The sequence below is a fragment of the Pseudomonas sp. SK genome (assembly GCF_012975065.1).
Classification (GTDB): Bacteria; Pseudomonadota; Gammaproteobacteria; order Pseudomonadales; family Pseudomonadaceae; genus Aquipseudomonas; species Aquipseudomonas anuradhapurensis.
The window spans coordinates 2,118,740-2,142,097 of the sequence record NZ_CP051857.1 but is presented as its reverse complement, the minus strand read 5'-3'; the positions used below and the strand labels follow the sequence as shown (position 1 = coordinate 2,142,097).

Annotated in this window: 18 protein-coding genes; 7 read left to right on the top strand and 11 right to left on the bottom strand. The window is 64.9% G+C overall.

The genetic code is table 11. From position 1 onward, the window contains the following. The first annotated feature begins 153 nt into the window (after nt 1-153). Nucleotides 154-1,491, top strand: coding sequence for an MFS transporter (locus HG549_RS09805; protein ID WP_170029298.1), 1,338 nt, complete (start codon nt 154-156; stop codon nt 1,489-1,491). Between the two features lie 134 nt (nt 1,492-1,625). Here the strand turns inward: HG549_RS09805 and HG549_RS09800 are convergent, their stop codons facing one another. From HG549_RS09800 to HG549_RS09790, 3 genes are read right to left on the bottom strand one after another with little or no spacing between them, the layout of a single operon-like run. Then, nucleotides 1,626-4,772 (bottom strand): CusA/CzcA family heavy metal efflux RND transporter, encoded by a 3,147-nt coding sequence (locus tag HG549_RS09800; RefSeq protein ID WP_170029297.1) that lies wholly within the window; start codon nt 4,770-4,772, stop codon nt 1,626-1,628. A 16-nt stretch (nt 4,773-4,788) separates the two neighbouring features. After that, nucleotides 4,789-5,988, bottom strand: coding sequence for an efflux RND transporter periplasmic adaptor subunit (locus HG549_RS09795; protein ID WP_170029296.1), 1,200 nt, complete (start codon nt 5,986-5,988; stop codon nt 4,789-4,791). Further along, nucleotides 5,981-7,234, bottom strand: coding sequence for a TolC family protein (locus HG549_RS09790; RefSeq protein WP_170029295.1), 1,254 nt, complete (start codon nt 7,232-7,234; stop codon nt 5,981-5,983). The genes HG549_RS09795 and HG549_RS09790 overlap by 8 nt, the downstream gene beginning before the upstream one ends. 219 nt (nt 7,235-7,453) lie before the next feature. Between HG549_RS09790 and aroQ the strand changes: the two genes are divergently transcribed. Together aroQ and HG549_RS09780 are read left to right on the top strand one after the other, a co-directional pair. Then, nucleotides 7,454-7,903: a type II 3-dehydroquinate dehydratase gene (gene aroQ / locus HG549_RS09785; RefSeq protein ID WP_170029294.1), complete on the top strand. Its 450-nt coding sequence runs from the start codon at nt 7,454-7,456 to the stop codon at nt 7,901-7,903. Beyond that, a complete protein-coding gene (locus HG549_RS09780) occupies nt 7,900-8,751 on the top strand; it encodes a shikimate dehydrogenase (RefSeq protein WP_170029293.1) in 852 nt (283 codons plus the stop codon). Before aroQ ends, HG549_RS09780 begins: the two co-directional genes overlap by 4 nt. A gap of 96 nt (nt 8,752-8,847) precedes the next feature. Here the strand turns inward: HG549_RS09780 and HG549_RS09775 are convergent, their stop codons facing one another. Both HG549_RS09775 and HG549_RS09770 read right to left on the bottom strand, forming a co-directional pair. Then, nucleotides 8,848-9,363: a thioredoxin family protein gene (locus HG549_RS09775; protein ID WP_170034126.1), complete on the bottom strand. Its 516-nt coding sequence runs from the start codon at nt 9,361-9,363 to the stop codon at nt 8,848-8,850. A gap of 10 nt (nt 9,364-9,373) precedes the next feature. After that, the gene (locus tag HG549_RS09770) at nt 9,374-9,649 is read right to left on the bottom strand and encodes a DUF2790 domain-containing protein (protein ID WP_170029292.1); all 276 of its coding nucleotides are present in this window, start codon (nt 9,647-9,649) and stop codon (nt 9,374-9,376) included. A gap of 218 nt (nt 9,650-9,867) precedes the next feature. On the opposite strand from HG549_RS09770, the gene HG549_RS09765 reads away from it, so the two are divergent. The 4 genes from HG549_RS09765 to HG549_RS09750 all read left to right on the top strand — a co-directional run bounded on the left by HG549_RS09765 (nt 9,868) and on the right by HG549_RS09750 (nt 13,248). Then, nucleotides 9,868-10,608 (top strand): response regulator, encoded by a 741-nt coding sequence (locus HG549_RS09765; RefSeq protein WP_170029291.1) that lies wholly within the window; start codon nt 9,868-9,870, stop codon nt 10,606-10,608. Beyond that, on the top strand, nt 10,605-11,891 hold the full coding sequence (locus HG549_RS09760; protein WP_170029290.1) for a HAMP domain-containing sensor histidine kinase: 1,287 nt from the start codon (nt 10,605-10,607) through the stop codon (nt 11,889-11,891). The genes HG549_RS09765 and HG549_RS09760 overlap by 4 nt, the downstream gene beginning before the upstream one ends. A gap of 238 nt (nt 11,892-12,129) precedes the next feature. Next, nucleotides 12,130-12,747: a ferric reductase-like transmembrane domain-containing protein gene (locus HG549_RS09755; RefSeq protein ID WP_170029289.1), complete on the top strand. Its 618-nt coding sequence runs from the start codon at nt 12,130-12,132 to the stop codon at nt 12,745-12,747. A gap of 12 nt (nt 12,748-12,759) precedes the next feature. Further along, a complete protein-coding gene (locus tag HG549_RS09750; RefSeq protein ID WP_170029288.1) occupies nt 12,760-13,248 on the top strand; it encodes a DoxX family protein in 489 nt (162 codons plus the stop codon). A gap of 138 nt (nt 13,249-13,386) precedes the next feature. Here the strand turns inward: HG549_RS09750 and HG549_RS09745 are convergent, their stop codons facing one another. The 6 genes from HG549_RS09745 to HG549_RS09720 form a co-directional block, all read right to left on the bottom strand. Continuing rightward, the gene (locus tag HG549_RS09745) at nt 13,387-14,085 is read right to left on the bottom strand and encodes a DUF2063 domain-containing protein (protein ID WP_170029287.1); all 699 of its coding nucleotides are present in this window, start codon (nt 14,083-14,085) and stop codon (nt 13,387-13,389) included. Beyond that, entirely contained in the window at nt 14,078-14,926 is an 849-nt protein-coding gene (locus tag HG549_RS09740; protein WP_372241549.1) for a DUF692 domain-containing protein, read from the bottom strand. Before HG549_RS09740 ends, HG549_RS09745 begins: the two co-directional genes overlap by 8 nt. A 73-nt stretch (nt 14,927-14,999) precedes the next feature. After that, nucleotides 15,000-15,491 carry an EF-hand domain-containing protein gene (locus HG549_RS09735; protein ID WP_170029286.1) on the bottom strand — a complete coding sequence of 164 codons (492 nt, stop codon included), beginning with the start codon at nt 15,489-15,491 and terminating at the stop codon, nt 15,000-15,002. 164 nt (nt 15,492-15,655) lie between these two features. Continuing rightward, entirely contained in the window at nt 15,656-16,207 is a 552-nt protein-coding gene (locus HG549_RS09730) for a DUF4174 domain-containing protein (protein WP_170029285.1), read from the bottom strand. Nucleotides 16,208-16,402: 195 nt separating this feature from the next. Beyond that, nucleotides 16,403-20,896: an NEL-type E3 ubiquitin ligase domain-containing protein gene (locus HG549_RS09725; RefSeq protein ID WP_170029284.1), complete on the bottom strand. Its 4,494-nt coding sequence runs from the start codon at nt 20,894-20,896 to the stop codon at nt 16,403-16,405. A gap of 81 nt (nt 20,897-20,977) precedes the next feature. Continuing rightward, the gene (locus HG549_RS09720; protein WP_170029283.1) at nt 20,978-23,338 is read right to left on the bottom strand and encodes a DNA polymerase II; all 2,361 of its coding nucleotides are present in this window, start codon (nt 23,336-23,338) and stop codon (nt 20,978-20,980) included. Between the last annotated feature and the right edge of the window lie 20 nt (nt 23,339-23,358).

Here is a 23,358-nt window from a genome sequence, read left to right as displayed (position 1 = left end):
GCCTGCCCGAAACGGTCGAAACAGGCATCCCAAGGTCGCCCTGAACGAAGCACGCCGCTGGCCGACTCGGTCTACTGGCGCTGATAACAACGATGGCGCGCTGAAGCGCGCCACATTCATCCAGGCTGCCTATGGAAACCGGAGAGCTTCCGTATGTCTGCATCGCATGAGGTATCCCCCGCCACCCTGCGCCGGGTCATCGCCGCCTCGGCCATTGGCAATTTCGTCGAGTGGTTCGACTTCGCCGTCTATGGCTTTCTCGCTACCCTGATCGCCAGCCAGTTCTTCGCCAGCACAGACGCCAGCGTGGCCTTGCTGAAAACCTTCGCCGTGTTCGCCGTGGCCTTTGCCCTGCGCCCGCTGGGCGGCATCGTGTTCGGCGCGCTGGGTGACCGCCTGGGACGCAAACGCATCCTGTCGCTGACCATCCTGCTGATGGCCGGCTCGACGACCCTGATCGGCCTGCTGCCGACCTATGCCAGCATCGGCCTGGCGGCCCCCGCGCTGCTGACCTTGGCGCGCTGCCTGCAGGGTTTTTCTGCCGGTGGCGAGTATGCCGGGGCGTGTGCCTACCTGATGGAGCATGCACCCCACGACAAGCGTGCCTTCTATGGCAGCTTCGTGCCGGTCTCGACCTTTTCCGCCTTTGCCTGCGCGGCGGTGATTGCCTATGGCCTGGAGGCCAGCCTGTCGGCCGAAGCCATGAATGCCTGGGGCTGGCGCATCCCGTTCCTTATCGCTGCACCGCTGGGGCTGGTTGGCCTGTACCTGCGCTGGCGCATGGAGGAAACCCCGGCGTTCCGCGAAGCCCTCGCCGAAGGCAAGGCGCATGAGCATTCGCCGCTGAAGGAAACCCTGCGCCACCATGGCCGGGCGATCCGCAACCTGGGCGCGTTCATTTCGCTCACTGCGCTGTCGTTCTACATGTTCACCACCTACTTCGCTACCTACCTGCAACTGGTCGGCAACCTGACCCGGGCGCAGGCGCTGCTGGTGACCACGGTAGCCCTGCTGTTCGCTGCTGTCGGCTGCCCGCTGGCCGGGGCGTTCTCGGACCGCGTCGGGCGGCGCAGGACCATCGGCTTTACCTGCCTGTGGGTGATGCTGTGCGTGTTCCCGGCCTACTGGCTGGCCAGCTCCGGTTCGATAGCCGGCGCGCTGCTGGGGGTGATCCTGCTGGCGGTCGGGGCGTTGTGCAGTGGCGTGGTGACCGCGGCGTTGCTCTCGGAAAGCTTCCCTACCCGTACCCGCTATACCGCTTCGGCGATTACCTACAACGTGGCCTACACGCTGTTTGGCGGTACCGCGCCGCTGGTGGCGACCTGGCTGATCGGGCAGACCGGCAGCAGCCTGGCTCCGGCGTTCTACCTGGTGGTGATCGCGCTGGTGGCGTTGCTGGGCGGGTTGGCGTTGCCGGAGACTTCCCGGATTTCCTTGCATGATGAGGTGGAAGGCGACGGTGTGCGGGCTGCGGCTCGTCGTACAGCCTGAGCATTCGCGGCTGCTTTGCAGCCCATCGCGACACAAGGCCGCTCCTGCAACGGTACGCGTTCACCGCAGATTGACGCATAGCGTTGCAGGAGCGGCCTTGTGTCGCGATGGGCCGCGAAGCGGCCCCGGCAATCTCAACCCTCCTGCCCCTCCTCGTGCCGATACGCCCACTGGTACAACGCCGGCAACACCAGCAAGGTCAGCGCGGTGGAGGACAGGATCCCGCCAATCACCACCGTCGCCAACGGTCGCTGCACCTCCGCCCCGGTCCCGCTGGCCAAGGCCATCGGAATGAACCCCAGCGACGCCACCAGTGCCGTCATCAGCACCGGCCGCAAGCGCGTCAGCGCGCCCTCCTCGACCGCCGCGCGCAGCGTGCGCCCCTGCTCGCGCAGGCCACGGATGAAGGCAATCATTACCAGCCCGTTGAGCACCGCCACCCCCGACAAGGCAATGAAGCCCACGCCTGCGGAAATCGACAGCGGAATGTCCCGCAGCCACAGGGCCAGTACCCCGCCAGTGAGGGCGAAGGGAATGCCAGTGAACACCAGCAGGCCATCCCTGAGGTTGTTGAACATCATCAGCAACAGCGCCATGACCAGCAGCAAGGCCACCGGCACCACCACCTGCAGGCGCGCAGCCGCCGATTGCAGTTGCTCGAACTGGCCGCCCCAGCGGGTCCAGTAACCCGGCGGAATCTGCACCTGCGCGAGCAGCGTCTGTTCAGCCTCCTTGACGAACGAGCCCAGATCGCGGCCACGCACATTGGCACTGACCACCACCACCCGCTTGCCATCCTCGCGGCTGACCTGGTTCGGCCCCAGTTGCAGGTTCAACGCGGCCACCTGCGACAACGGGATGAAACCGATCTGCCCAGTGCCCGCCGCCGCACTGGCAGGTACCGGAATCAACAGGCTGCCCAGCCCGTCGACATCCGTACGCAAGGGTTCCGACAGGCGCACCACCATGTCGAAACGGCGGTCGCCTTCATACAGCGTACCGGCCGTGCGCCCCCCTACGGCTATGGCGATGGCATCCTGCACGTCACCGACATTCAAGCCATGCCGCGCCGCCTTGTCGCGGTCAATGTCGATGGTCAGCACCGGCAGGCCGGTGGTCTGCTCGACCTTTACCTCGGACGCGCCCGGCACACCCTGCAGGCTGCTGGCGATCTGCCCGGCGGTGCGGTTGAGCACGTCCATGTCATCGCCGTACAGCTTCACCGCCACATCGCTGCGCACTCCGGATATCAGCTCGTTGAAACGCAACTGGATCGGCTGCGACAGCTCATGGTTGCTGCCCGGCACGCTGGCCGCGGCACGCTGTACCTCGGCAATCAGTGCCTCTCGCGGCTTGCCCGGGTCCGCCCATTGCTCGCGCGGGCGCAGCATCACATAGGCATCGGAGATGTTCGGCGGCATCGGATCGGCGGCGATCTCGGCGGTGCCGGTGCGGGCGAACACCCGCTGCACTTCCGGCACCTGGGCAATAATCGCCTGCTCCAGGCGCTGCTGCATGTCCACCGACTGCGACAGGCTGGTGCCCGGCACACGCAGGGCCTGCAGGGCGAAATCGCCCTCGCTGAGGCTGGGGATGAACTCGCTGCCCATGCGGCTGGCCAGCAGCCCGGACAGCAGCACCAGGCTGGCGGCAGCGGCAAACGCCAGCCGGCGCCGGCCCAGCACCCAGGCCAGCAGCGGCGCATAGCGCTGGCGCGCCGTGCGCATCAGCAAGCCTTCTTCTTCCTTGACCTTGCCGCTGACGAACAGGGCAATGGCCGCCGGTACGAAGGTAACCGAGAGGACCATCGCACCGAGCAAGGCCATGACCACGGTAAAGGCCATGGGGTGGAACATCTTGCCCTCCACCCCCGTCAGGGCAAAGATCGGCAGGTACACCACCATGATGATCAGTTGCCCATAGATCAGCGGCCGACGTGCCTCACGTGCCGCGGCAAACACCTCATGCAAGCGCTCGGCACGCGTCAGCATGCGGCCATGCCGCTGCTGGGCATGGGCCAGGCGGCGGATGGCGTTTTCCACGATCACCACCGCGCCGTCGACGATGATGCCGAAATCCAGCGCACCAAGACTCATCAGGTTGGCACTGACCTGGTTGGCGAACATACCGGTGAAGGTGAACAGCATCGACAGCGGGATGACCATCGCAGTGATCAGCGCCGCGCGGATATTGCCGAGGAACAGGAACAGCACGGCGATGACCAGGATGGCGCCTTCGACCAGGTTCTTCTTCACCGTGGCGATGGCTTTCTCGACCAGATTGGTGCGGTCGTAAACCGTTACGGCAACCACGCCCTTGGGCAGGTTGCGGTTGATTTCCAGCAACTTGGCAGCGACCGCCTGGGCCACCGTACGGCTGTTCTCGCCAATCAGCATGAACACGGTGCCCAGCACCACTTCCCGGCCGTTTTCGGTGGCCGCACCCGAGCGCAACTCTTCCCCCAGGCCCACCTGGGCGACATGGCTGACCCGGATCGGCGTGCCGTCGACGCTGGAGATGACAATATTGGCAATGTCTTCGGCCGACGCCAGCTGGCCTGGCGCGCGAATCAGCCATTGCTCGCCGTTGCGCTCGATATAACCGGCGCCGACGTTGGCGTTGTTGCGTTCCAGCGCCGCGACCAGGTCGTTGAGGGTGAGCTTGTACGCCGCCAGGCGCTTGGGCTCCGGTGCGATCAGGTATTGCTTGGCATGGCCACCGATGCTGTTCACCTCGGCCACCCCCGGCACATTGCGCAACTGCGGCTTGATGATCCAGTCCTGGATCACCCGCAGGTCGGTGAGGGTGTAGGGCGTGCCGTCCTCCTTGAGGGCGCCCGGCTCGGCCTCCACCGTCCACAGGAAGATTTCACCCAGCCCCGTGGAAATCGGCCCCATGCCCGCTTCGATGCCGTCGGGCAGCTGTTCGCGGGCTACCTGCAGGCGCTCGTTGACCAGCTGCCGAGCGAAGAACAGGTCGGTGCCGTCGTCGAAAATGACCGTGACCTGGGACAGGCCCGAGCGCGACAGCGAGCGGGTCTGCTTGAGCCCGGGCAGGCCAGCCATGGCAGTCTCGATGGCAAAGGTGATGCGCTGCTCGGTCTCCAGCGGCGAGTAACCGGGCGCGGCGGTGTTGACCTGCACCTGGACGTTGGTGATGTCCGGTACAGCATCGATCGGCAGCTTCTGGTAGCTGTGGATACCCACCGCGGCCATCAGCACCACGGTCAGCATCACCACCAGGCGCTGCTCGATGGCGAATTGAATCAGGCGTTCGAACATGCAGGGGTCCCCAGGATCAATGGCTGTGTTCGGCCGAGCCTTTGCCCAGCTCGGACTTCAGGACAAAGCTGCCGGCGGCGGCCACCTGGGTTCCGGCGGCCAGGCCGCCGGTGATTTCCACCTGGCCAGCGTCGCGCCGGCCGGTCTGCACTGGGCGGGCCTCGAAACCTTCCTCGGTACGGGCAAACACCACGGTCTGTGCTTGCCAGGTTTGCAGAGCGCTTTGCGGTACCACCACGGCGGCAGTGAAGCGTTCGATGCTGACCGCGACATTGACGAACAGCCCGGGGCGCCATGCGCCATTGGGGTTGGCCAGGGTGGCGCGCACGGTGGCGGCGCGGTTCTGCTCGCCGAGCAGGCTGCCGACGTAGTTCACCCGGCCCTCGACCTGGGCCTCCAGATCCGCCGCGCTGACCGTGACATGACGGCCGGTCACCACCTTGCCCAAGTCGCGCGGGGCCACGGCGAAGGTGGCCCAGACCCGGCTCAAGTCGGACAGGGTGAAGGCATTGCTGGTCTCATCGACCACCTCGCCCACGGACAGGTGCTTTTCCACCACCACCGCATCGAACGGTGCGCGCAATTCATAGCGGTTGCCGGCGCCGGCCGGGCCCACGGCGGCAACCTTCTGCCGGGCATTGGCCATGGCGATCTCGGCCTCCTGCAGCGCCTGGCGGGCTTGCAGGTAGTCCTGCTCGGCGCTGATGCGTGCCTGCCACAGCTGCTGCTCGCGCTGGAACGTCAGGCGCGCCAGTTCCAGGCGGCGCTGGGCGGCCTGCTGTTCGCTGCGCAGGTCGGAAATCTGCTGGCTGGCAATCACCGCCAGCACCTGGCCACGCTTGACCGCCTGGCCCAACTCGGCTTGTACCGCCTCGACCACGCCTGGCACGCGTGGCACAACGTGCGCGGTGCGGTCTTCGTCGAAGCGGATCTCACCCGGAAAACTGATGGTGCTGCCCAGTTCACCGGGGCCGGCGGTGGCCAGCTGTATCCCGGCAGCTTCGAACTGGGCAGGGGTAAGGTGCAGCGCGCCCGCTTCTTCGCCGTGGCTTTCGCTGGCCGCTGCTTTGGCATGGCCGTGGCCGTCTTCGCCCTGCTCATCGTGCACGGTCTGCGCGCTGGAGGCCTTGCCAAGGGTGCCGGTCCAGGCCAGGCCAGCAAGGCCGAAAACGGCAACCGCCGCGAGCACAAGGGCGATCTTGCGTGGGTTAGTCATTGTTGCTCCTGCTGTGCGGAAATTTGCTGAAGTCATCGAGGTCGCCATAGATGCGTTCGACCTGCGCCCGCGCGTCACTCGCCAAGGCCAGCGCCTCGAGGTACAGCCCACGTGCGTCGATCAGCGTGCGCTGGGCATCGAGTACATCGAGAAAGGCGAACTTGCCCATTTCGAAACCGCGGGTGGCCGTGTCCACCGCCTGCTGCGCAGCGGGCAGGATGGTGCGGTCATAGGCCTGCACGTCCTGCATGGCCGTCGCCCACTGGCTGACAGCGTTGCGCGTTTCACTGCGCAGGCGCAGCGCCACGGCATTGCGCAGGTCCCGCGCCTGGTCGGCCCGGCGGGCTGCAGCCAGCACGTTGCCCTGGTTGCGGTCGAACAGCGGCAACGGCATCGACAGGCCGACCACGTTGACCCGCTCGCGGTCTTCGCGGCTGTATTGGCTACCAAGGCTGACGGTGAGGTTGGGAATACGCAGGGCCTTTTCCGCGCCGAGGGACGCGTCGCCGCGCTCGACCTGGGCGGCAGCCAGGCGCCACTCGACGGTTTGCTCGACCTGGTCGAGCAACGCGTCAGCGCTGGGCGCAGCACCGGGCGACAGGTTGGCCGCCTGCAACTGCCCGAAGCTTGCCTGCGGGCTGCCAGTCAAGCGTGCCAGGGCCTGGTTGGCCACGCTGCGCTGGGTTTGCGCGCGGCGCACTGCAGCCACGGCCTGAGCCAACTGCACCTGGGCGCGGGTGGCTTCCAGCGGTGACGACTGGCCGGCAGCTACCCGCCCCTGCGCCACCCGCAAGCCACGCTCGGTCAACGCCTGCGATTGCTGCGCCAGCGCCACGGCAGTTTGCGCGCGCAAGGCGGCGTGGAAAGCCTGCACCACGTCGGCGCGCAGGCCGTTGCGCTGGCGCTCGAGGTCCAGCTGGGCGATGGCCTGGCCGGCACTGGCCACGGCGATGCGTGTGCCGCGTTTGCCGCCCAGTTCCAATGGCTGGCTGAGGGTGACTGTGGTGGTGCTGGTGTCGCGGCGGGTGTCCTCCCGTTCCCAGGCCAGCTCCGGGTTGGGAATCAGCCCGGCCTGGCGCCGTTCGCCGTCGGCGATGCCGATTTGCTGGCCGGCCGCAGCCAGCTCCGGGTTATTCGCAAAGGCGGCGGCCAGCGCCTGGGGCAGGCTCAGGCTCGGGCCGGCCTGGGCGCTGGTGGCGCCCGCCAGCAACAGGCAGAGCAAGGCGATCTTGCGGGGGGTGGGCACGAAACAGCTCCTCGTCGGCGAACGTTGGCGAGGCACTGTAGAAAGCGCTGCTTATCGGCGCGGTGGCGGCAAAATGACAATTCTGTAATGCGTACGCTTGTCGGTAATCAGGGTTCGATAATCGCCCACTTTCCCGGGGTCACGCTTCAGCTCGATTGACTAAACTAACCAGGCGGTACAAAACTGGGTGCATCCAACAACAACAAAGCGATGCTCGTCATGAAGCCTCTCATTCTCGTGCTCAACGGCCCCAACCTGAACATGCTGGGTACCCGTGAGCCTGCCCAGTATGGCTACGAAACCCTCGCCGACCTGGCCCAGGGATGTGCCGATACCGCCCATGCCCATGGCCTGGAAATCGAATTCCGGCAAACCAATCACGAAGGCGAACTGATCGACTGGATCCATGCCGCCCGCGGCCGCTGCGCCGGCATCGTGATCAACCCCGGTGCCTGGACCCACACCTCGGTGGCCATCCGCGATGCCCTGGTCGCCGCCGAACTGCCGGTGATCGAGGTGCATCTGTCCAACGTGCACAAGCGCGAGCCGTTCCGCCACCTGTCCTTCGTATCCGCCGTTGCCGTTGGCGTGATCTGCGGCCTGGGCAGCCACGGCTACCGCATGGCCCTCAGCCACTTCGCCGAAATGCTGCAGGAGCGCGGCGCATGAGCCAGCAAGCCATTCTCGCCGGCCTGATCGGCCGCGGTATCCAGCTATCGCGTACCCCAGCCCTGCACGAACACGAAGGCGATGCCCAAGCCCTGCGCTACCTGTACCGGCTGATCGATGCCGACCAATTGCAACTGGATGACAGTGCCCTGCCCGGCCTGCTCGACGCCGCGCAGTACACCGGCTTTACCGGGCTCAACATCACCTACCCGTTCAAACAGGCAATCCTGCCATTGCTCGACGAGCTGTCGGAGGAAGCCCGCGGCATCGGCGCGGTGAACACCGTGGTGCTCAAGGACGGCAAGCGGGTCGGCCACAACACCGACTGCCTGGGCTTTGCCGAAGGCTTGCGCCGTGGCCTGCCCGACGTGGCCCGGCGCCAGGTGGTGCAGATGGGTGCCGGTGGCGCCGGCTCGGCTGTGGCGCATGCCCTGCTGGGGGAAGGGGTCGAGCGGCTGGTGCTGTTCGAAGTGGACGCGGCACGTGCGCAGGCCTTGGTGGACAACCTGAATATGCATTTCGGCAGCGGACGCGCCGTGGTCGGCAGCGACCTGGCCGTGGCGCTGGCCGAAGCGGACGGGCTGGTCAATACCACCCCGGTGGGCATGGCCAAGCTGCCTGGCACACCACTGCCGGTGGCGCTGCTGCATGCGCGCTTGTGGGTAGCCGAGATCATCTACTTCCCGCTGGAAACCGAACTGCTGCGCGCCGCCCGGGCACTGGGCTGCCGCACGCTGGATGGCAGCAACATGGCGGTGTTCCAGGCGGTGAAAGCATTCGAACTGTTCAGCGGGCGCCAGGCTGATGCGGCGCGGATGCAGGCGCATTTTGCCAGCTTTGGCGGATGATGCGGCGCAGGCTGCTTCACCGCCGGCCCGCCCTCACAGGTACTGCGTACCTCCTGTGGGAGCGGGCTCACCTGCGAACAGGCCGGCACAGGCCAATCATCCCTGCTCATCCAGCAACGCCTGTATCACCTGCTCCTGCCCGGCGTAATCGCCCTCGCCAAAATGCACATGGCGCACCTGGCCCTTGCGGTCGACGAAATAGTGCGCCGGCCAGAACTGGTTGCCCCAGGCATTCCACACCTGGTAGTCGTTGTCGACGGCCACCGGGTAAGCAATCCCCAGCCTGGCCACCTTGTCACGCAAGGTGCCGACATCGTGCTCGTAGTCGTACTCCGGTGTGTGCACGCCGACCACTACCAGGCCCTGGTCGGCATAGCGCCGTGCCCACTCGTTCACATGCGGCAGGCTGCGCTGGCAGTTGATACAGTCCCAGGTCCAGAAATCCACCAGCACCACCTTGCCCTTCAGTGCCGGGGCATCCAGCGGCGCCGAATTGAGCCACTGGCTGGCGCCCGACAGCGACGGCATCGCACCGTAGCTGTCGCGGGCCAGCAGGTGCCCGGCCAGGCCCAGGCCGACCACGGCCAGGGCAATACCGCCCACCTTCAGCATCAGGCGGCGATCAATTTTCATGGCAACCGCCAGTGGCGTAGCTGCGGTACTGCACGCTTTGCTGCTGGCCCTTGGAGTCGAGGTAGTCCATGCGGGTGTTCACCAGGCCGCAGGCGTTGCTCTGGTCATCCTGCACCGATAACACTTTCTGCACATCCAGGTGGTCGCCGTAGCGGTACTGCATCACGGCAGCGTCGTCCATCGGTGCGCTGGCAGCGTGGGCGGCCAGGGTGCCGAAGCTGAGCACGGCGAACAGGCTGGCGCTGGCGAAGGTCTTGAAGTTCATGGCATCTCTCCTGTGTGACGCTTTGGGGGTGGGGAGTCGTGCTCCCCGGTCGAGAGCCATTTCAGCGCTGCCAGGTATCCCGTATGTGTCGCCCAGCGGGGTGATCTGCTTCCTCCTGTATCAGCCGCCGAGCCAGATACACTGCAATACAAACCCCAGCAGGCAAGCGCGCATGCGCTCGGTACACTGCGCCCACACCCTCTGCACAGGAACGCAGCATGGAACATGTCGATCACATCCTGATCGTCGACGACGACCGCGAAATCCGCGAACTGGTCGGCAATTACCTGAAGAAGAACGGCCTGCGCACCAGCATCGTCGCCGACGGCCGGCAGATGCGCGCCTTTCTCGAAGCCAACAGTGTCGACCTGATCGTGCTCGACATCATGATGCCCGGCGACGACGGCCTGTTGCTGTGCCGCGAGCTGCGCGCCGGCAGGCATCGCAACACCCCGGTGCTGATGCTGACCGCGCGTAACGACGAGACCGACCGCATCATCGGCCTGGAAATGGGTGCCGACGACTACCTGACCAAGCCGTTCTCGGCTCGCGAACTGCTCGCACGCATCAATGCCGTGCTGCGCCGCACCCGCATGCTGCCGCCCAACCTGACCATCAGCGAAAGCAGCCGGCTGCTCGGCTTCGGCCAGTGGCGCCTGGACACCACTGCGCGCCACCTGCTCGACCGCGAAGGCACCCTGGTGGCCCTGAGCGGCGCCGAATACCGCCTGCTACGGGTGTTTCTCGACCACCCGCAGCGGGTGCTCAGCCGTGAGCAGTTGCTCAACCTGACCCAGGGCCGCGAGGCCGACATCTTCGACCGCTCCATCGACCTGCTGGTCAGCCGCCTGCGCCAGCGCCTGGGTGATGACGCGCGCGAACCCAGCTGCATCAAGACCGTGCGCAGCGAGGGCTACGTGTTCTCGTTGCCGGTGCAACTGCTCGAGTCGCCGTCATGAAGTGGCCACGCACCCTTGCCTCGCGCCTGGCACTGATCTTCTTCACCGGCCTGGTCCTGGCCTATGGCCTGTCATTCGGCCTGCAGGCCTATGAGCGCTACATCAGCAGCCGCTCGATGATGCTCAGCACCCTGGAACAGGACGTGGCCACCTCGGTAGCCATCCTCGACCGCCTGCCCGCAGCTGAACGCGCCGCCTGGTTGCCGCGCCTGGAGCGGCGCACCTACCGCTACCGACTGGACCAGGGCCTGGCAGGCGAGGCAATGCCCAGCAGCGACCCACCCATGGCCGCCGATTCGATCGTCAAGGCAATCGGCAGCGACTACCGCCTGACCTTCCAGGAAATCCCCGGCCCGATCGCGCACTTCCAGGCCCACCTGCGCCTGGCCGACGGCGCACCGCTGACCATCGACGTGACCCCGGCGCCGGTCCCGGTGGCCCGCTGGCTGCCGGTGGTGCTGCTGATCCAGTTGGCCGTGCTGTTGCTGTGCACCTGGCTGGCCGTGCGCCTGGCGATCAGCCCGCTGACCCGCCTGGCCCGCGCGGTGGACAACCTCGACCCGGACAAGCCCGGCGTGCAGCTGGATGAAAGCGGCCCGCGCGAAGTGCGCTACGCCGCAGTGGCGTTCAACGCCCTGCAGGCGCGTATCGCCGCCTACCTGAAAGAGCGCATGCAGTTGCTGGCGGCAATTTCGCACGACCTGCAAACACCGATCACGCGCATGAAGCTGCGTGTCGAGGTGATGGACGACGGGGTGGAAAAGGACAAGCTGTGGAGCGACCTGGGCGAGATGGAACACCTGGTGCGCGAAGGCGTGGCCTATGCCCGCAGCATGGACACCAGCACCGAGGCCCCCTGCCGGGTCAACCTCGATGCATTCCTCGACAGCCTGGTATTCGACTACCAGGACAGCGGGGCCCGGGTCGAGCGCCATGGCAGCAGCGACAGCCTGCTGGAAACCCGGCCGCACGCCTTGCGCCGGGTCCTGGTGAACCTGGTGGACAATGCCCTCAAGTTCGCCGGCGCTGCCGAGCTGGAAGTATGCCGCGAGGGCGACATGACGGTGATCCGCGTGCTCGACAATGGGCCGGGGATACCCGCTGGCGAACTGGATGAGGTGTTGAAGCCGTTCTACCGCGTGGAAGGCTCACGCAACCGCAGCACCGGTGGTACCGGGCTGGGTCTGGCCATCGCCTACCAGCTGATCCAGGCCATGGGCGGCCGACTGACCCTGAGCAACCGCTCGAGCGGCGGGCTGTGCGCACAGATCGAACTGAAATGACAGCGTTCGCAGTAGCGCCGTGATGCGCCACAGGGCTGGGCAGCCGCCTGCGGTTTTCAGCTTCGCCGCCTGAGTTGCCGCGGCCGCTGTGCGGCCCTGGCGCGACACAAGGCCGCGCCTACAAAAAGCGGGCGTCGGCGCTACAAACAGATACACAACCCAACGTCCGCCGACACACTGCAGATACCCCGCTCCGACACACTCCCGGTCACACCCAAACAACCCGGGAGCCTCCCTGATGAAAGCCCTCACCCTGCCCTCTGGCTGGAAGCTGTTCGCTACCCTCGCCGGGCTGACCCTGGCAATGACCGCCGTGGTCCTGGCCAGCCAGCCTGACCCGGACGGCCTGCGCAGCGCCATCCGCGCCACCGCCCGCAGCTCGTTCGCGCTGTTCCTGCTGGCATTCCTGGGCTCATCCCTGGTGACTTTGCTGCCGGGCCCCCGCAGCCGCCGCCTCCTGCAGGAACGGCGCTACCTGGGCTTGGCATTCGCCTTCTCCCATACCGTGCACGGCGTGCTGATCTACCGCTATGCCCAGCAGTTCCCCGAATTGTTCTGGGCCAACCGCACGGTCACTTCCAGCCTGCCCGGCAGCATCGGCTACCTGTTCTTGCTGCTGCTCACCGTGACCTCGTTCAAGGCCGCCATGCGCCTGCTGGGTGGCCGTGCCTGGCAGGCCCTGCACAGCACCGGCATGTGGCTATTGGCGGCCGTGTTCTGCCTGTCGTTCTACAAACGCATCCCCATGGGTGGCTGGTACCCGCTGGCGTTCGCCCTGATGTGCAGCGCCATCGCCATCAAACTCACCGCCAAGCTGGCCCGCCAGCAACGCCGAAACACCCACGCCCTTTCCTGAGGAGAACACAGCATGACCACCTTGACTCGCACCCTGGGCACTTTTGACCGTTTCGGCGCCTGGAGCGCCGACCTGCCGTTGCGACTGTTCCTGGCCTGGGAGTTTTTCGAATCCGGCTGGGAGAAGTTCAATGGCAGCAACTGGTTCGCTGATTTGCAAGCGAACTTCCCGTTCCCCTTCAACCTGCTGCCAGCGGAGCTGAACTGGCAGCTGTCGATGTGGGCGGAACTGATCCTGCCGTTGCTGCTGTTGCTGGGCCTGGGTACCCGGCTGGCATCGGCGGGGCTGATCGTGGTGACGGTGGTGGCGATTGCCGCAGTGCATTGGCCCGCGCACTGGTCGAGCCTGGCCGAGCTGGCCCAGGGTTACGCCATTACCGACCAGGGTTTTGGCAACTTCAAATTGCCGCTGATCTACCTGGTGGCATTGCTGCCACTGCTGCTCAAGGGGGCTGGGCGATTGAGCCTGGACCATTGGCTCAGAGGGCGTTTCTGCAGGTGAACCGCCGCGGGCTGCTGTGCAGCCCATCGCCGGCAAGCCAGCGCCTGCGGCGAGAGCACATGGCTTGAGGTCAATGCTGCCCAGGCAAGAGTTGGCTTGCAAGAGCAAGGGGGCGCAACGCGCCCCCAGTACCTCGCCTCAACGCGTCCCGATAATGACCCCCTGCTTGCGCAGCCCTTGCAGCAATGCCAACCCCTGCTGCACATCCCCGCCCAACGCCTCCAGCCGCGCCCGCCCACTGCCCTGCTCCAGCGCCAGCAACCGATACGCCAGCGGCGCCAGGCGCGCGAAGCGCACCTGCAACTGCGCATCGCGATACACCAGCAACAAGGTCGGCGCCTCAGGCGCAGCCACAGGCTGGTAGTCCGCACCGATCCGCTCCACTGGCCAACGATACGCCAACACCCGCGCCACACATGACAACAGCGGTTGCCCTTCGAGCAAGTCGCCCGCCGGGTCGTGAGCCGGGTCCTCGGCATCACTCAGGTACAGCTGCGCCTCGATCCACTCATAGTGCGCCAGTTCCAGCTGCCACGGCGCATCCAGTTCGACCCCTTGCAGATAATCGACAAAGGCCCCGGCGAGTTCGGTAAACAACGGCGTCTGGCTGCGATAGTTGGCATAGAAGTCGCGCACCCGGGCGTGCCAACGCTGCTCACCCAATGCCTGGCGCATCACTGGGAAGCTGCCACCGAGCAGGCCTTCGATAGCACCATAGAACAGTTCACGGTAAACCTGCAGCCGCCGCGCCTCCACGCCGGGTGGCGGGGCATGACGCTGAGGGTCGCGCAGATGGCGGGCCAGGGTGTACTGCTGTTCGCGCAAGGTCTCATTCATTGGCTTGCCCCTCCGACACACGCTGGAGCGTGCGGATGCGCGCCGTCTCGGCCAGCAGTTCGGCCAGCGGTGGGTAGTTGAAATCTCGCTCGAGCACGGTCGGCTGCACGCCAAAGCGCGCACAGGCAAGCGCGAACAGCGCCCAGACATCTTCCTTCACCGCAGCCCCATGGGTGTCGACCTTGAGGTCCGGTGCTTCGTCGTAATGACCCGCGATGTGCATGCCGGTCACCCGTGCCTGGGGTAGGCCTGCAAGAAAGGCCTGGGCGTCGTAGCCATGGTTGCAGGCGTTGACGAAGACATTGTTGACGTCCAGCAGCATGTCGCAGTCGGCCTCCTCGATAACTGCACGGATGAACTCGAGTTCGCTCATCGCCTGGTATGGCGCGGCGTAGTAACTGATGTTCTCGACCGCAATGCGCCGCTCCAGGTGCTCCTGGGCCTGGCGTATACGCGCGGCGACATGGCGTACGGCTTCGTCGGTGAACGGGATGGGCATCAAGTCATACAAGTGCCCGTCATCGCTGCAGTAGCTCAGGTGCTCGCTGTACAAGCGCACCTGGTAGCGATCGAGAAACTGCCGGGTCTGGTCCAGGAAAACCCGGTCCAGCGGCGCGCTGCCACCCAACGACAACGACAGCCCGTGGCAGGCAATGCTGAAACGCTCGGCCAACTGAGCCAGGCCCTTGCCGTAGGCACCACCCACGGCGATCCAGTTTTCCGGCGCACATTCAAGAAAATCCACCGCGCCGGCATCCATGGCCAGCAACTGCGGCAACAGCCCGCGGCGCAGGCCAAGCCCTGCCCGCAAGGGCCGAGGAAACAATGATGTAAGCTGCATAACGGCTCTCCAACAGGCACAACGCCCCGCCTGGCCAGCAGGAGGGGCGTTGCGCGTTTCACGGGATTTACAGTCAGGGCTTGCCGGTCAGATGGCTGAACAGCCCTTCAGGCATGCTTTTGCCGTTGGCCTGGTAGATCGCCTTGAGGTGATCCGCAGCTTCCTGTTCGGAAATGAAGCCATCATGGTTGCGGTCGATCTTGTCGAAATCGCCAGCACGGTCCTTGGCCACTACCAGGAACTCATCGCGCGAGACCTTGCCATCGTGGTTGCTGTCGGTCCTGGCGAACGAGGCGTCACCACACTTGCCTTCGCCGCACTTGCCTTCAGTACCGGCCTTGGCGCTGGCACCGCACTTGCCCTCACCGCACTTGCCTTCACTCTGGGTGGCCTTGCCGCTGCCGCCGCACTTGCCTTCACCACATTTGCCTTCGCCAGGCACCTTGGCCGACGCCAGCTGGTAACCCTGGGCCAACGGTTCGACGGCAAACGCACTGCTGCCCAATGCCATGCTGCCAATCAGGGCAGCGCCGAGCAGGCCGAGGGTGTTTCGTACTTGAGTCATGGTGTCGCTCCACTGTGGTTGGAATGTGGAGCCATTAGGCCGTTGCGGTATGTCGTGGATGTATCCCGCAGCAAGCGGTTTTGTATGGGAATGGGTCAGCAACGTGACCAGATACAGTGCGATACACAACGGCCCCAGGGCGAAGCTGGGGCCGTTGTGCAGGGTCAGTCTTCCAGCGGTTTGGGCGGTGCCGCGGGCTTGGCTGGTTTGCCAGGCTTGCTGTCCTTGGCCTTGGTTTCCGGTGCAGCCGCTACAGGCTCGGGCGCCGTCACCGCCTTTTCGCTGGCGGGCAACTCATCGACTGCCTTGAGAATCACCTGCGGGTCAAGGGTATCGCCGCTGTCGTCGTCCTTGAGCATGTGCCGCTCGCCGTCCTTGCCCACCAGGATTACCTTGGTGCCCTTGCTCGCGCCCAGCTTCAGCTCACGGATCAGGGCCATGGTGGTCTGCTGTTCGAGGTTCTTGTCCTCACGCTTGCCCATCATGTTGGCGACGCTGTAGAGCACCAGGTTGCGCTCTTTGAAGGCCGCCTGGGTGGCCGGGTCCTTGAGGGCTTCGTTCAAGCCGCGCAACGTCGGGTCGGCGCTGCTGGGTGCAATGACGACCAAGGGCCTGGCCTTGCCCAGTTCCTTGGCCAGCGGCGCGTCACTATCGGCAGCGGACACAGGGCCGACCAGTGCAAGCAAGGTGGCGAGGGTCAATGACCGGACGAGCATGCGTATCTCCTTATTCTCTCGATAAACCAGAAGACTACAGATCAGGGAGAAAGATCCGACAAGCGAGCGTAAACCAACCTGGCGCTGCGGGGCTTCAACGAAAAGTAACTGGCCATTACCAGACGTAGCCTGTCACCCGTTCCATTCGCACCCCCTCGCGCTCAGCCATGACCTGAGAATAGCCCAATGTGCCCCTTACACCCAGCGATGCAGAGCGTCGGTAGTCAGTTGCAACCGGGTATCTGCAGTCCACTGCTCGACCTTCGCTTTGGCCACTTCGTCGGCAAGGCTGGCCAACTCGGTTTGCATGCTCTCCGGCAGCAACAGCTTTTTCTCGTAACGGGTCTGCAGGTACTTTTCCCAGAACGGTTGTTCGACCATCCACACTGCCACCAATTCGGCGGTTTCATTCTGCATCACCTCACTCAGTGCGCGTGTGACCGCGGCATTGTCCAGGTTCGGAATCCCCTCGTGGAGCATGCTCTGCGTGTTCACCGGTAGGTCCAGGTCGTCTCGCAAGCGGATCGAATAAGCCAGCGCCCATTCGATCGACTCGTTCCCGGCACCTGCCGCCTCGGCCTCGCGCAACGCGATGAAGTTGACCTGCTGCTGTCTCCACAACCGCCGCGCCAGTTTCACCAGCGTGCTCTCCCGGTCACGCGACGGGGCCCCCTGCTCTGCATCCCAGACGAGACATCGGATTTCGAGCTGCTGGAAAACCACCGTTGCATTGTCCGCGCAGTTCTCGATCACGGCATTGGCGAATATGTCTTTGGCCAGTGCCGGCGCATCCTCGATCTTTTGCATCATCGCCAAAACCCGCGAAGCCAGCATCTCCCCATACCGGGGGTGGAGGAAGTCCCGCGAGCGCAGGAGCTGCGCCAGCAAACGCATGAAGTTCGCCGCCCCATCCATCAGCTCGGTACTGATCCACAGGCAACCAAGGTCCTCGCGCTGTTCACCGTCCAAGCGGTCCAGCCAGCGCAGTTTATGAGGAACAGTGCTGGTTTCCGGAATTTCCCACGCCTCCTGCAGCTCTGCAGCCTGGCGCTCCAGGACCGGGTTGCCCGAGAGCACCACGTAGCCGTTCTGCCACAAACGGGACTGGGTGAAATCGCGGGGCAGCGATGCAATGGCGTTGTTGGAAGCGTCGAGCATGTACAAACTCTGGCAGTCCATGGTGCCTTCGGGAAGCGCGGCCAGCCCGGTATTGCGCAAACGCAGTTCGGACAAATGCTCCATCCGCGCCACCGAAAACGCGCATTGCAAGCGATTGTTCGACAGGTTCAGGTAGCGTAACTGCCGACAACTTGCCAGCATCTCCGCCTCAAGCGCGTCCAGCGAGATCTGATTGCCGCTCACGTCGAGTATGCGCAGGTTGCCAAGCAACCGCAGGCTGCTTGGCAGATGTCGCAGCTGGTTGTAGCCGAGTTCCAGAGATGTCAGGTTCGGAAACGAGAGCAGAAACTGCGCCGGCACCGCTTTCAACAGCAGGCTGCGCAGGGAAAGTTCGGTGACATGCGGGAAGGTGAACAGCGGCCCCAGCTCTGGCAACGCGTGCAGGTCATGCCCGCTGTACTGCCAGGTTACCGACCGCCGTTGCCCCTCGGGGGTAACCTGAGCAGGCACCCGTTCCCGCCAGCATTGCATGATCGCTTTGCGAAACCGCCTGCGTTCAGCCTTTTCACCGGCCATCAACCCGTGGCGCTCCCAGCTTCGAAGATGGTCACTCAGCCGGCGTGCCTGCTCTTCGAGGATGCCAAGCTCACTGGCGGTATCGCGTCCAGAGGCGTGCAACCTGGCCAGCCATTCTTCGATTTCTTCATCCGAGTAATCCGGGTAAAGGTCGCGCAGACGCGCCGCGAACGCCCGGGGTCGCGACGCAGGCCGGGCAAAGCGTCCCTGACCGCCGCCCAACGGGTAGCCGACCCTGCCGTCGTCCAGCCGCAGCGGCGTCAGCAGCCACGGCTGTCGAGGATCTTTGCCCAACGCTTGGGCGAGCACTTTGCTGTGCGCCTGCACTTGCCGAGCCAGCAGTTCTCTCAGGCCTTGGGCATAGGGTTGATGGAGGCCAAGGGCCGCAAGATCTGCAGGGGCGAACGCATCAACCAGTATTTCGAACAGCTCGCCGGGGCCACGCAACTCGACGCCCAGCGCGTCCTCAAGCCAGAATCGCCCGTTTTCATGCACAAGCCTGTAGTTCGCGCCATAGCCACTGGTCGTCATGACCGGCCGCGGACTATCGCCGTCGTAGAGCCGCCAGCGCGGCCTGATCTCCCTGGTGTCGAAGTTATCGAGCAGCGTCAACGCTACCTTGGCCTGGTCCAGCGACTGAGGCGTCTGGATGAACAGCGCTTCGCAGGCTCGCGCAACGCGAATGCGCAATACGCTCAACCTGGCCCGGGCGACCAGCCGGAACGGCACCGTGCCGCTGGCCAGGGCCTGAAACTCGGCGCCGTCCTGTGACAACCCGTTCACAAGCTGGCGGGCAGCCAGGCGATGCAGGCTAGGGAATGTCCGGCGCAACGTCGCCGATGCCGCGTCGTCTGGTTGCTGCTGCTCTTCGTACAGCTGTTGGAACAGTTGGCGACGTCTTGTCGACAGCTGCGCTGCCAATGCTGGCCCCTCGTGCTCGGTAACGCCAGGTAATGCGCGGGCCTTCAGCAGTAAGGGTGCGTCAGCCGCTACCCGCCCAAGCCTCAAACCGTCCAGCAAGGCCTGCAGCCGGCGGTCGATCAGCAGGCGTTCAACGGTATCGACCAGCTCAGCTTCAGGCGGCCGACCATAAACATGCAACGCCCGAAGGTAATCTGCATCCAGTGCGTGGATGGCCATGGCCTGGTCAATCCGTTCATCATCCAGGCGAGCGAAACGCTCACCAAGGCGGCGGAACATCCTGTGCTTGTCCGTCCAGTTGGCAGGTTGCTCGGTCCATAACCGCCAGGCACCGGCGTCATTGTGACGCAACAAAGGTCCATGGCCATCTCGTGGCGCCAGCTGCCATTCTTCGTCCGCTCGCTGGACGATCTGGTAGTAATGGCCGTCCATGACCATCCAGCTGCTGTCCTGAACGCGGTACACCCCCCTGGCATCGGCCACTTCGCCGGCAGGAGGTGCCACGCTGCGAAACGGCCTCAGGTCGGCATTCCAGAGCTTCTCGGTCCCGTCCTCCAGGCGCGCCGGCACACATTGGTCCAACGCGACCCAGGCCCGGCTCGTTTCGCGCCAAACCACCGCGGCGGCACCGATCACAGCTAGGTCCTTGGTCACACTGAGGACATGCTCCAGCGCTGCGCTGGTATCGCCCTCACGCCAGTCTTCCACCGCCTGGAACAACTCGCTCAGAAGGTCCCACACCATCACCGCCAGGAGCAGCGCATTAAGTGCAGGGATGAATACCCCGGCCACGCTGAGCAGTGTCCAACCCTCGACCGCCAACCTCTGTCGATGGGCCTCCTGGGCCGTGCGGTCCAGATCTGCCACCGGAGTGGCGATCAGCGCTGCATCATCCTTGATATGGGCAATCCGCGCAGCGGCAAGGTGTTCGAACAACGGCAGCGGGTAATCGTGCAGGTGCTGGTCCATTTCCCGCGTTGCCCAATCAGCGACCCCCACCAGCTCCTTGGCGACCCTGGAAAAGAACTGCTGGCTGTCGCGTCGTCGTACGAAACGTTTGAAGAACGCCTGGTAGTGCGTATCCCGCAGTCGCTTGCCCAGTACCTTGCGGGTGAAGGTTTCCAGATCACGGCTTACGCTCCAGGGGCCAAACGGGTCATCGGGAATGTAGACAATGATCTTGCGGCTGGCGTTGAACAGCCATCCTTCGTGCAGCACCTCGAGTACCACGATCTGTTGCAAATCGCTGTCGAAGGCCCGCAGCTGCCGAGCTACAACCTTCGATCCGTAAAACGTGCCGGGCCGTCCATGCTTGCACAGGTCCAGCACCAGCGCCGTTTCGGCAGCGGTCAACGCTCCATCGTATTTGGCCTTGCAAGCGTCTATCAGCATGGCCGAGCTGTACAGTTGCGCAAGGGTCGACGCCATGCTGCGCCAGCCGCTGGCCTGGCTGGCCGGCGCTTTCAGTACGCTATCGAGGTGCTGCTGATAGCGTTTGCCCAGGTCAAGCCGGCGGCACAGGCGGGCGAAGGCAGGCGCGGTTGCGGTTGGTGTAGCGAGCGGTTGCGACAGGCTGTCGACGATGCCGTTGTCCTTGTGCTGTTCGTCCCGCCCTTCGCCAGGCGTGAAATTGTCCAGTACCGCCTCGATCAGCGGGACCTCGAAATAGTCCTTTCCCGGGATCGGGTAGCGGCCCCACACGGTTCCCTGGCTTGGCGCGGTGTAGGTATACCAGCGCCTGAAATACAGGCCGTCTACATCCTGCGTGATGCCGAATTCTTCACGCATGGCATGTTGAAGCAACGGCTTGACGAAACGGTCGATGCCGTCAATCCGCGCAAGTTCCTTTGCCAGCCATTGTCGGCAGGCAAGGCTGGCTTTGAACGCGTCACGCAAAGCGACATGTTGCGACTCATACAGGCCGTTTGCCGGGATGTTCTGTTCGGTCGGCGCTACGATACGAAGCCGGCGGATCCATTCGGGCAGCCGCTTGGCAATGAGGCTGTCCTGATAGGCCTGTTCCATGGCCAGCGTATCGGCGGGTGGCGGCTGTCCTTCAAGGGGTGTGGTCACGTCGTTGTGCCTCTGGTTGAGCCAAAGGCCCGACAATAGACACAGGCATGCCAAGCGCGAGGCTAGATAAGTACCACCCCTTCAGAACAGCGCCAACTGTTGGCCGATCACCCCCTCGAAACTGTCGCCGACAAAAGGCAGGATGGCATCGGCAACCGGTTGCAGCTGCCGCCTCAGGTAATGTTCGTAGTCCACCAGCGCTTGCAGGTTTTCCAACGGTTCCGGGCCCGCCACGGTGATCACGTAGCTGATCCAGCCGCCGCGCTGGTACTGCATCGGGCGGCCAATGCGGCGGTTGTAGTCATCGGCCAGCCGGGCCGCACGCACGTGCGGCGGCACGTTGCGTTGGTAGTCGGCCAGCGGCCGGCGCAGGCGCTTGCGGTACACCAGCAGCGCGTCCAGCTCACCGGCCAGTGTCTGTCGCACATAGTCACGCACGTAGTCGCGGTACGGCTGGCCACGGAAGATCCGCGCGTACAGCGCCTGCTGGAACTGGCGGGCCAACGGCGACCAGTCGGTGCGCACCGACTCCAGGCCCTTGTAGACCATTTCCTCGCTGCCATCGGCGCGCAGCACCAGCCCGGCATAGCGCTTCTTGCTGCCTTCATCGGCACCACGGATGGTGGGCATCAGGAAACGCCGGTAGTGCACCTCGTACTGCAGCTCCAGCGCGCTTTCCAGGTTCATCTGCTGACGCAGGTGTTCGCGCCACCAGCGGTTGACCTCGGTCACCAGCTCGCGGCCGATGCGGGCCGCAGCCTCATCCTCATGTGGCCCCTTGAGCCAGACGAAGGTGGAGTCGGTATCGCCGTAGATGACCTCATAGCCCCGGGCTTCGATCAAGGCCCGGGTCTGGCGCATGATCTGGTGGCCACGCAGGGTGATCGACGAGGCCAGGCGCGGGTCGAAGAACCGGCAGCCGCTGGAGCCCAGCACGCCGTAGAAGGCATTCATGATGATTTTCAACGCCTGTGACAGCGGCGCGTTGCCCTCGCGCTTGGCGGCTTCGCGGCCCTGCCAGACCCGCTCGACGATGGCCGGCAGGCAATGCTGGCTACGCGAGAAACGCGCGCCCCGGAAGCCTTCCACCGAGTGCGCCTGGTCGGGCAGGCGCAAGCCTTCGACCAGCCCGACCGGGTCGATCAGAAAGGTACGAATGATCGACGGGTACAGGCTCTTGTAGTCCAGCACCAGCACCGAGTCGTACAGCCCCGGGCGCGAATCCATGACGAAACCACCGGGGCTGGCTTCCTCGGGGCGGCTGCCAAGGTTGGGCGCGACGAAGCCCAGGCGGTGCATCTGCGGGATGTACAGGTGACCGAACGCCGCCACCGAACCACCACTGCGGTCCACGGCAAGGCCGGTAACCGACGAGCGTTCGAGGAGGAATTCGAGCAGGCGGGTGTGGGCGAAAATGCGCGTGACCAGCTCGCAATCCTTGAGGTTGTAGCGCGCCAGGGCCGGTTTGTCCTCGGCGAAGCGGCGGTTGATTTCATCCATGCGCTGGTACGGTGTGTCGATCGCCTTGCCTTCGCCGAGCAAGGTCTGGGCGACGCTTTCGAGGCTGAACGACGGGAAGCTCCAGGTTGCCGAACGCAGGGCCTCGATACCGTCGATCAGCAGCCGCCCCGGGGCCTCGGCGAACACGTGGCCGCCACTGGCCTGGCTGCGCAGGGTCATCGGCGCGCCCTTGCGCCCCAATGCCAGCGGCACCTGCAGCAGCTTGGCGTGCTCATGCAACAGGCGCAGGTCGAACTGGACCAGGTTCCAGCCGATGATTGCGTCGGGGTCATGTTCGGCGAACCACCGGTTGAGGCAGGTGAGCAACGCAGCGCGGTCGGCGCAATAGTGCAAGTCGAAGTCGAGGCCGGCGGCGGTACCGTTGGCCGGGCCAAGCATGTACACCTGGCGCTGGCCACAGCCTTCCAGGGCGATACTGTACAGCTCACCGCGCTCGCTGGTCTCGATGTCCAGCGACACCAGGCGCAGCGGCGGGCGATAGCCTGGCAGCGGCTTGATCTGGGCATCGCAGAGCACGCCATGGGCATCCGCCTGGCCGGTGAACTGCACCGGGGCGGTGATGAAGCGCTCCATCAGGTAACGCTCGGGCGGGCGGATATCGCCTTCGAACACGTCGATACCGGCCGCGCGCAGGCGTTGCTCCAGCTGCATCAACTGCCGGTGCTGACGGCAGTACAGGCCCAGCACCGGACGCTGGTCGAAGTCCTTGAGCTGCAGCGGCCGCAGTTCCACGCCGGGTTCGTTGGCCAGCAATGCCCGGGCATGCGCTTCCTGCGCCTGGGGAATGAAGGCCACCGACACCTGCGGCGCCAGGCGCAACTGCCGCGGCCCCTGGTCGGTCGCCAGCCAGAACTCCACACAGGTGCCTTCGGGCGTGTCATGCCAATGCCGGGTCAGGACAAAGCCCTGCTGCAACTCCACCGCGTCGACCTCTGAATCGT

Coding starts and splice junctions, on each gene's coding strand:
- HG549_RS09750 (WP_170029288.1), top strand. CDS start 12,760: ATGACCACCTTGACTCGCACCCTGGGCACTTTTGACCGTTTCGGCGCC.
- HG549_RS09795 (WP_170029296.1), bottom strand. CDS start 5,988: ATGACTAACCCACGCAAGATCGCCCTTGTGCTCGCGGCGGTTGCCGTT.
- HG549_RS09760 (WP_170029290.1), top strand. CDS start 10,605: ATGAAGTGGCCACGCACCCTTGCCTCGCGCCTGGCACTGATCTTCTTC.
- HG549_RS09800 (WP_170029297.1), bottom strand. CDS start 4,772: ATGTTCGAACGCCTGATTCAATTCGCCATCGAGCAGCGCCTGGTGGTG.
- HG549_RS09805 (WP_170029298.1), top strand. CDS start 154: ATGTCTGCATCGCATGAGGTATCCCCCGCCACCCTGCGCCGGGTCATC.
- HG549_RS09730 (WP_170029285.1), bottom strand. CDS start 16,207: ATGCTCGTCCGGTCATTGACCCTCGCCACCTTGCTTGCACTGGTCGGC.
- HG549_RS09765 (WP_170029291.1), top strand. CDS start 9,868: ATGGAACATGTCGATCACATCCTGATCGTCGACGACGACCGCGAAATC.
- HG549_RS09775 (WP_170034126.1), bottom strand. CDS start 9,363: ATGCTGAAGGTGGGCGGTATTGCCCTGGCCGTGGTCGGCCTGGGCCTG.
- HG549_RS09735 (WP_170029286.1), bottom strand. CDS start 15,491: ATGACTCAAGTACGAAACACCCTCGGCCTGCTCGGCGCTGCCCTGATT.
- HG549_RS09740 (WP_372241549.1), bottom strand. CDS start 14,926: ATGCAGCTTACATCATTGTTTCCTCGGCCCTTGCGGGCAGGGCTTGGC.
- HG549_RS09780 (WP_170029293.1), top strand. CDS start 7,900: ATGAGCCAGCAAGCCATTCTCGCCGGCCTGATCGGCCGCGGTATCCAG.
- aroQ (WP_170029294.1), top strand. CDS start 7,454: ATGAAGCCTCTCATTCTCGTGCTCAACGGCCCCAACCTGAACATGCTG.
- HG549_RS09770 (WP_170029292.1), bottom strand. CDS start 9,649: ATGAACTTCAAGACCTTCGCCAGCGCCAGCCTGTTCGCCGTGCTCAGC.
- HG549_RS09745 (WP_170029287.1), bottom strand. CDS start 14,085: ATGAATGAGACCTTGCGCGAACAGCAGTACACCCTGGCCCGCCATCTG.
- HG549_RS09755 (WP_170029289.1), top strand. CDS start 12,130: ATGAAAGCCCTCACCCTGCCCTCTGGCTGGAAGCTGTTCGCTACCCTC.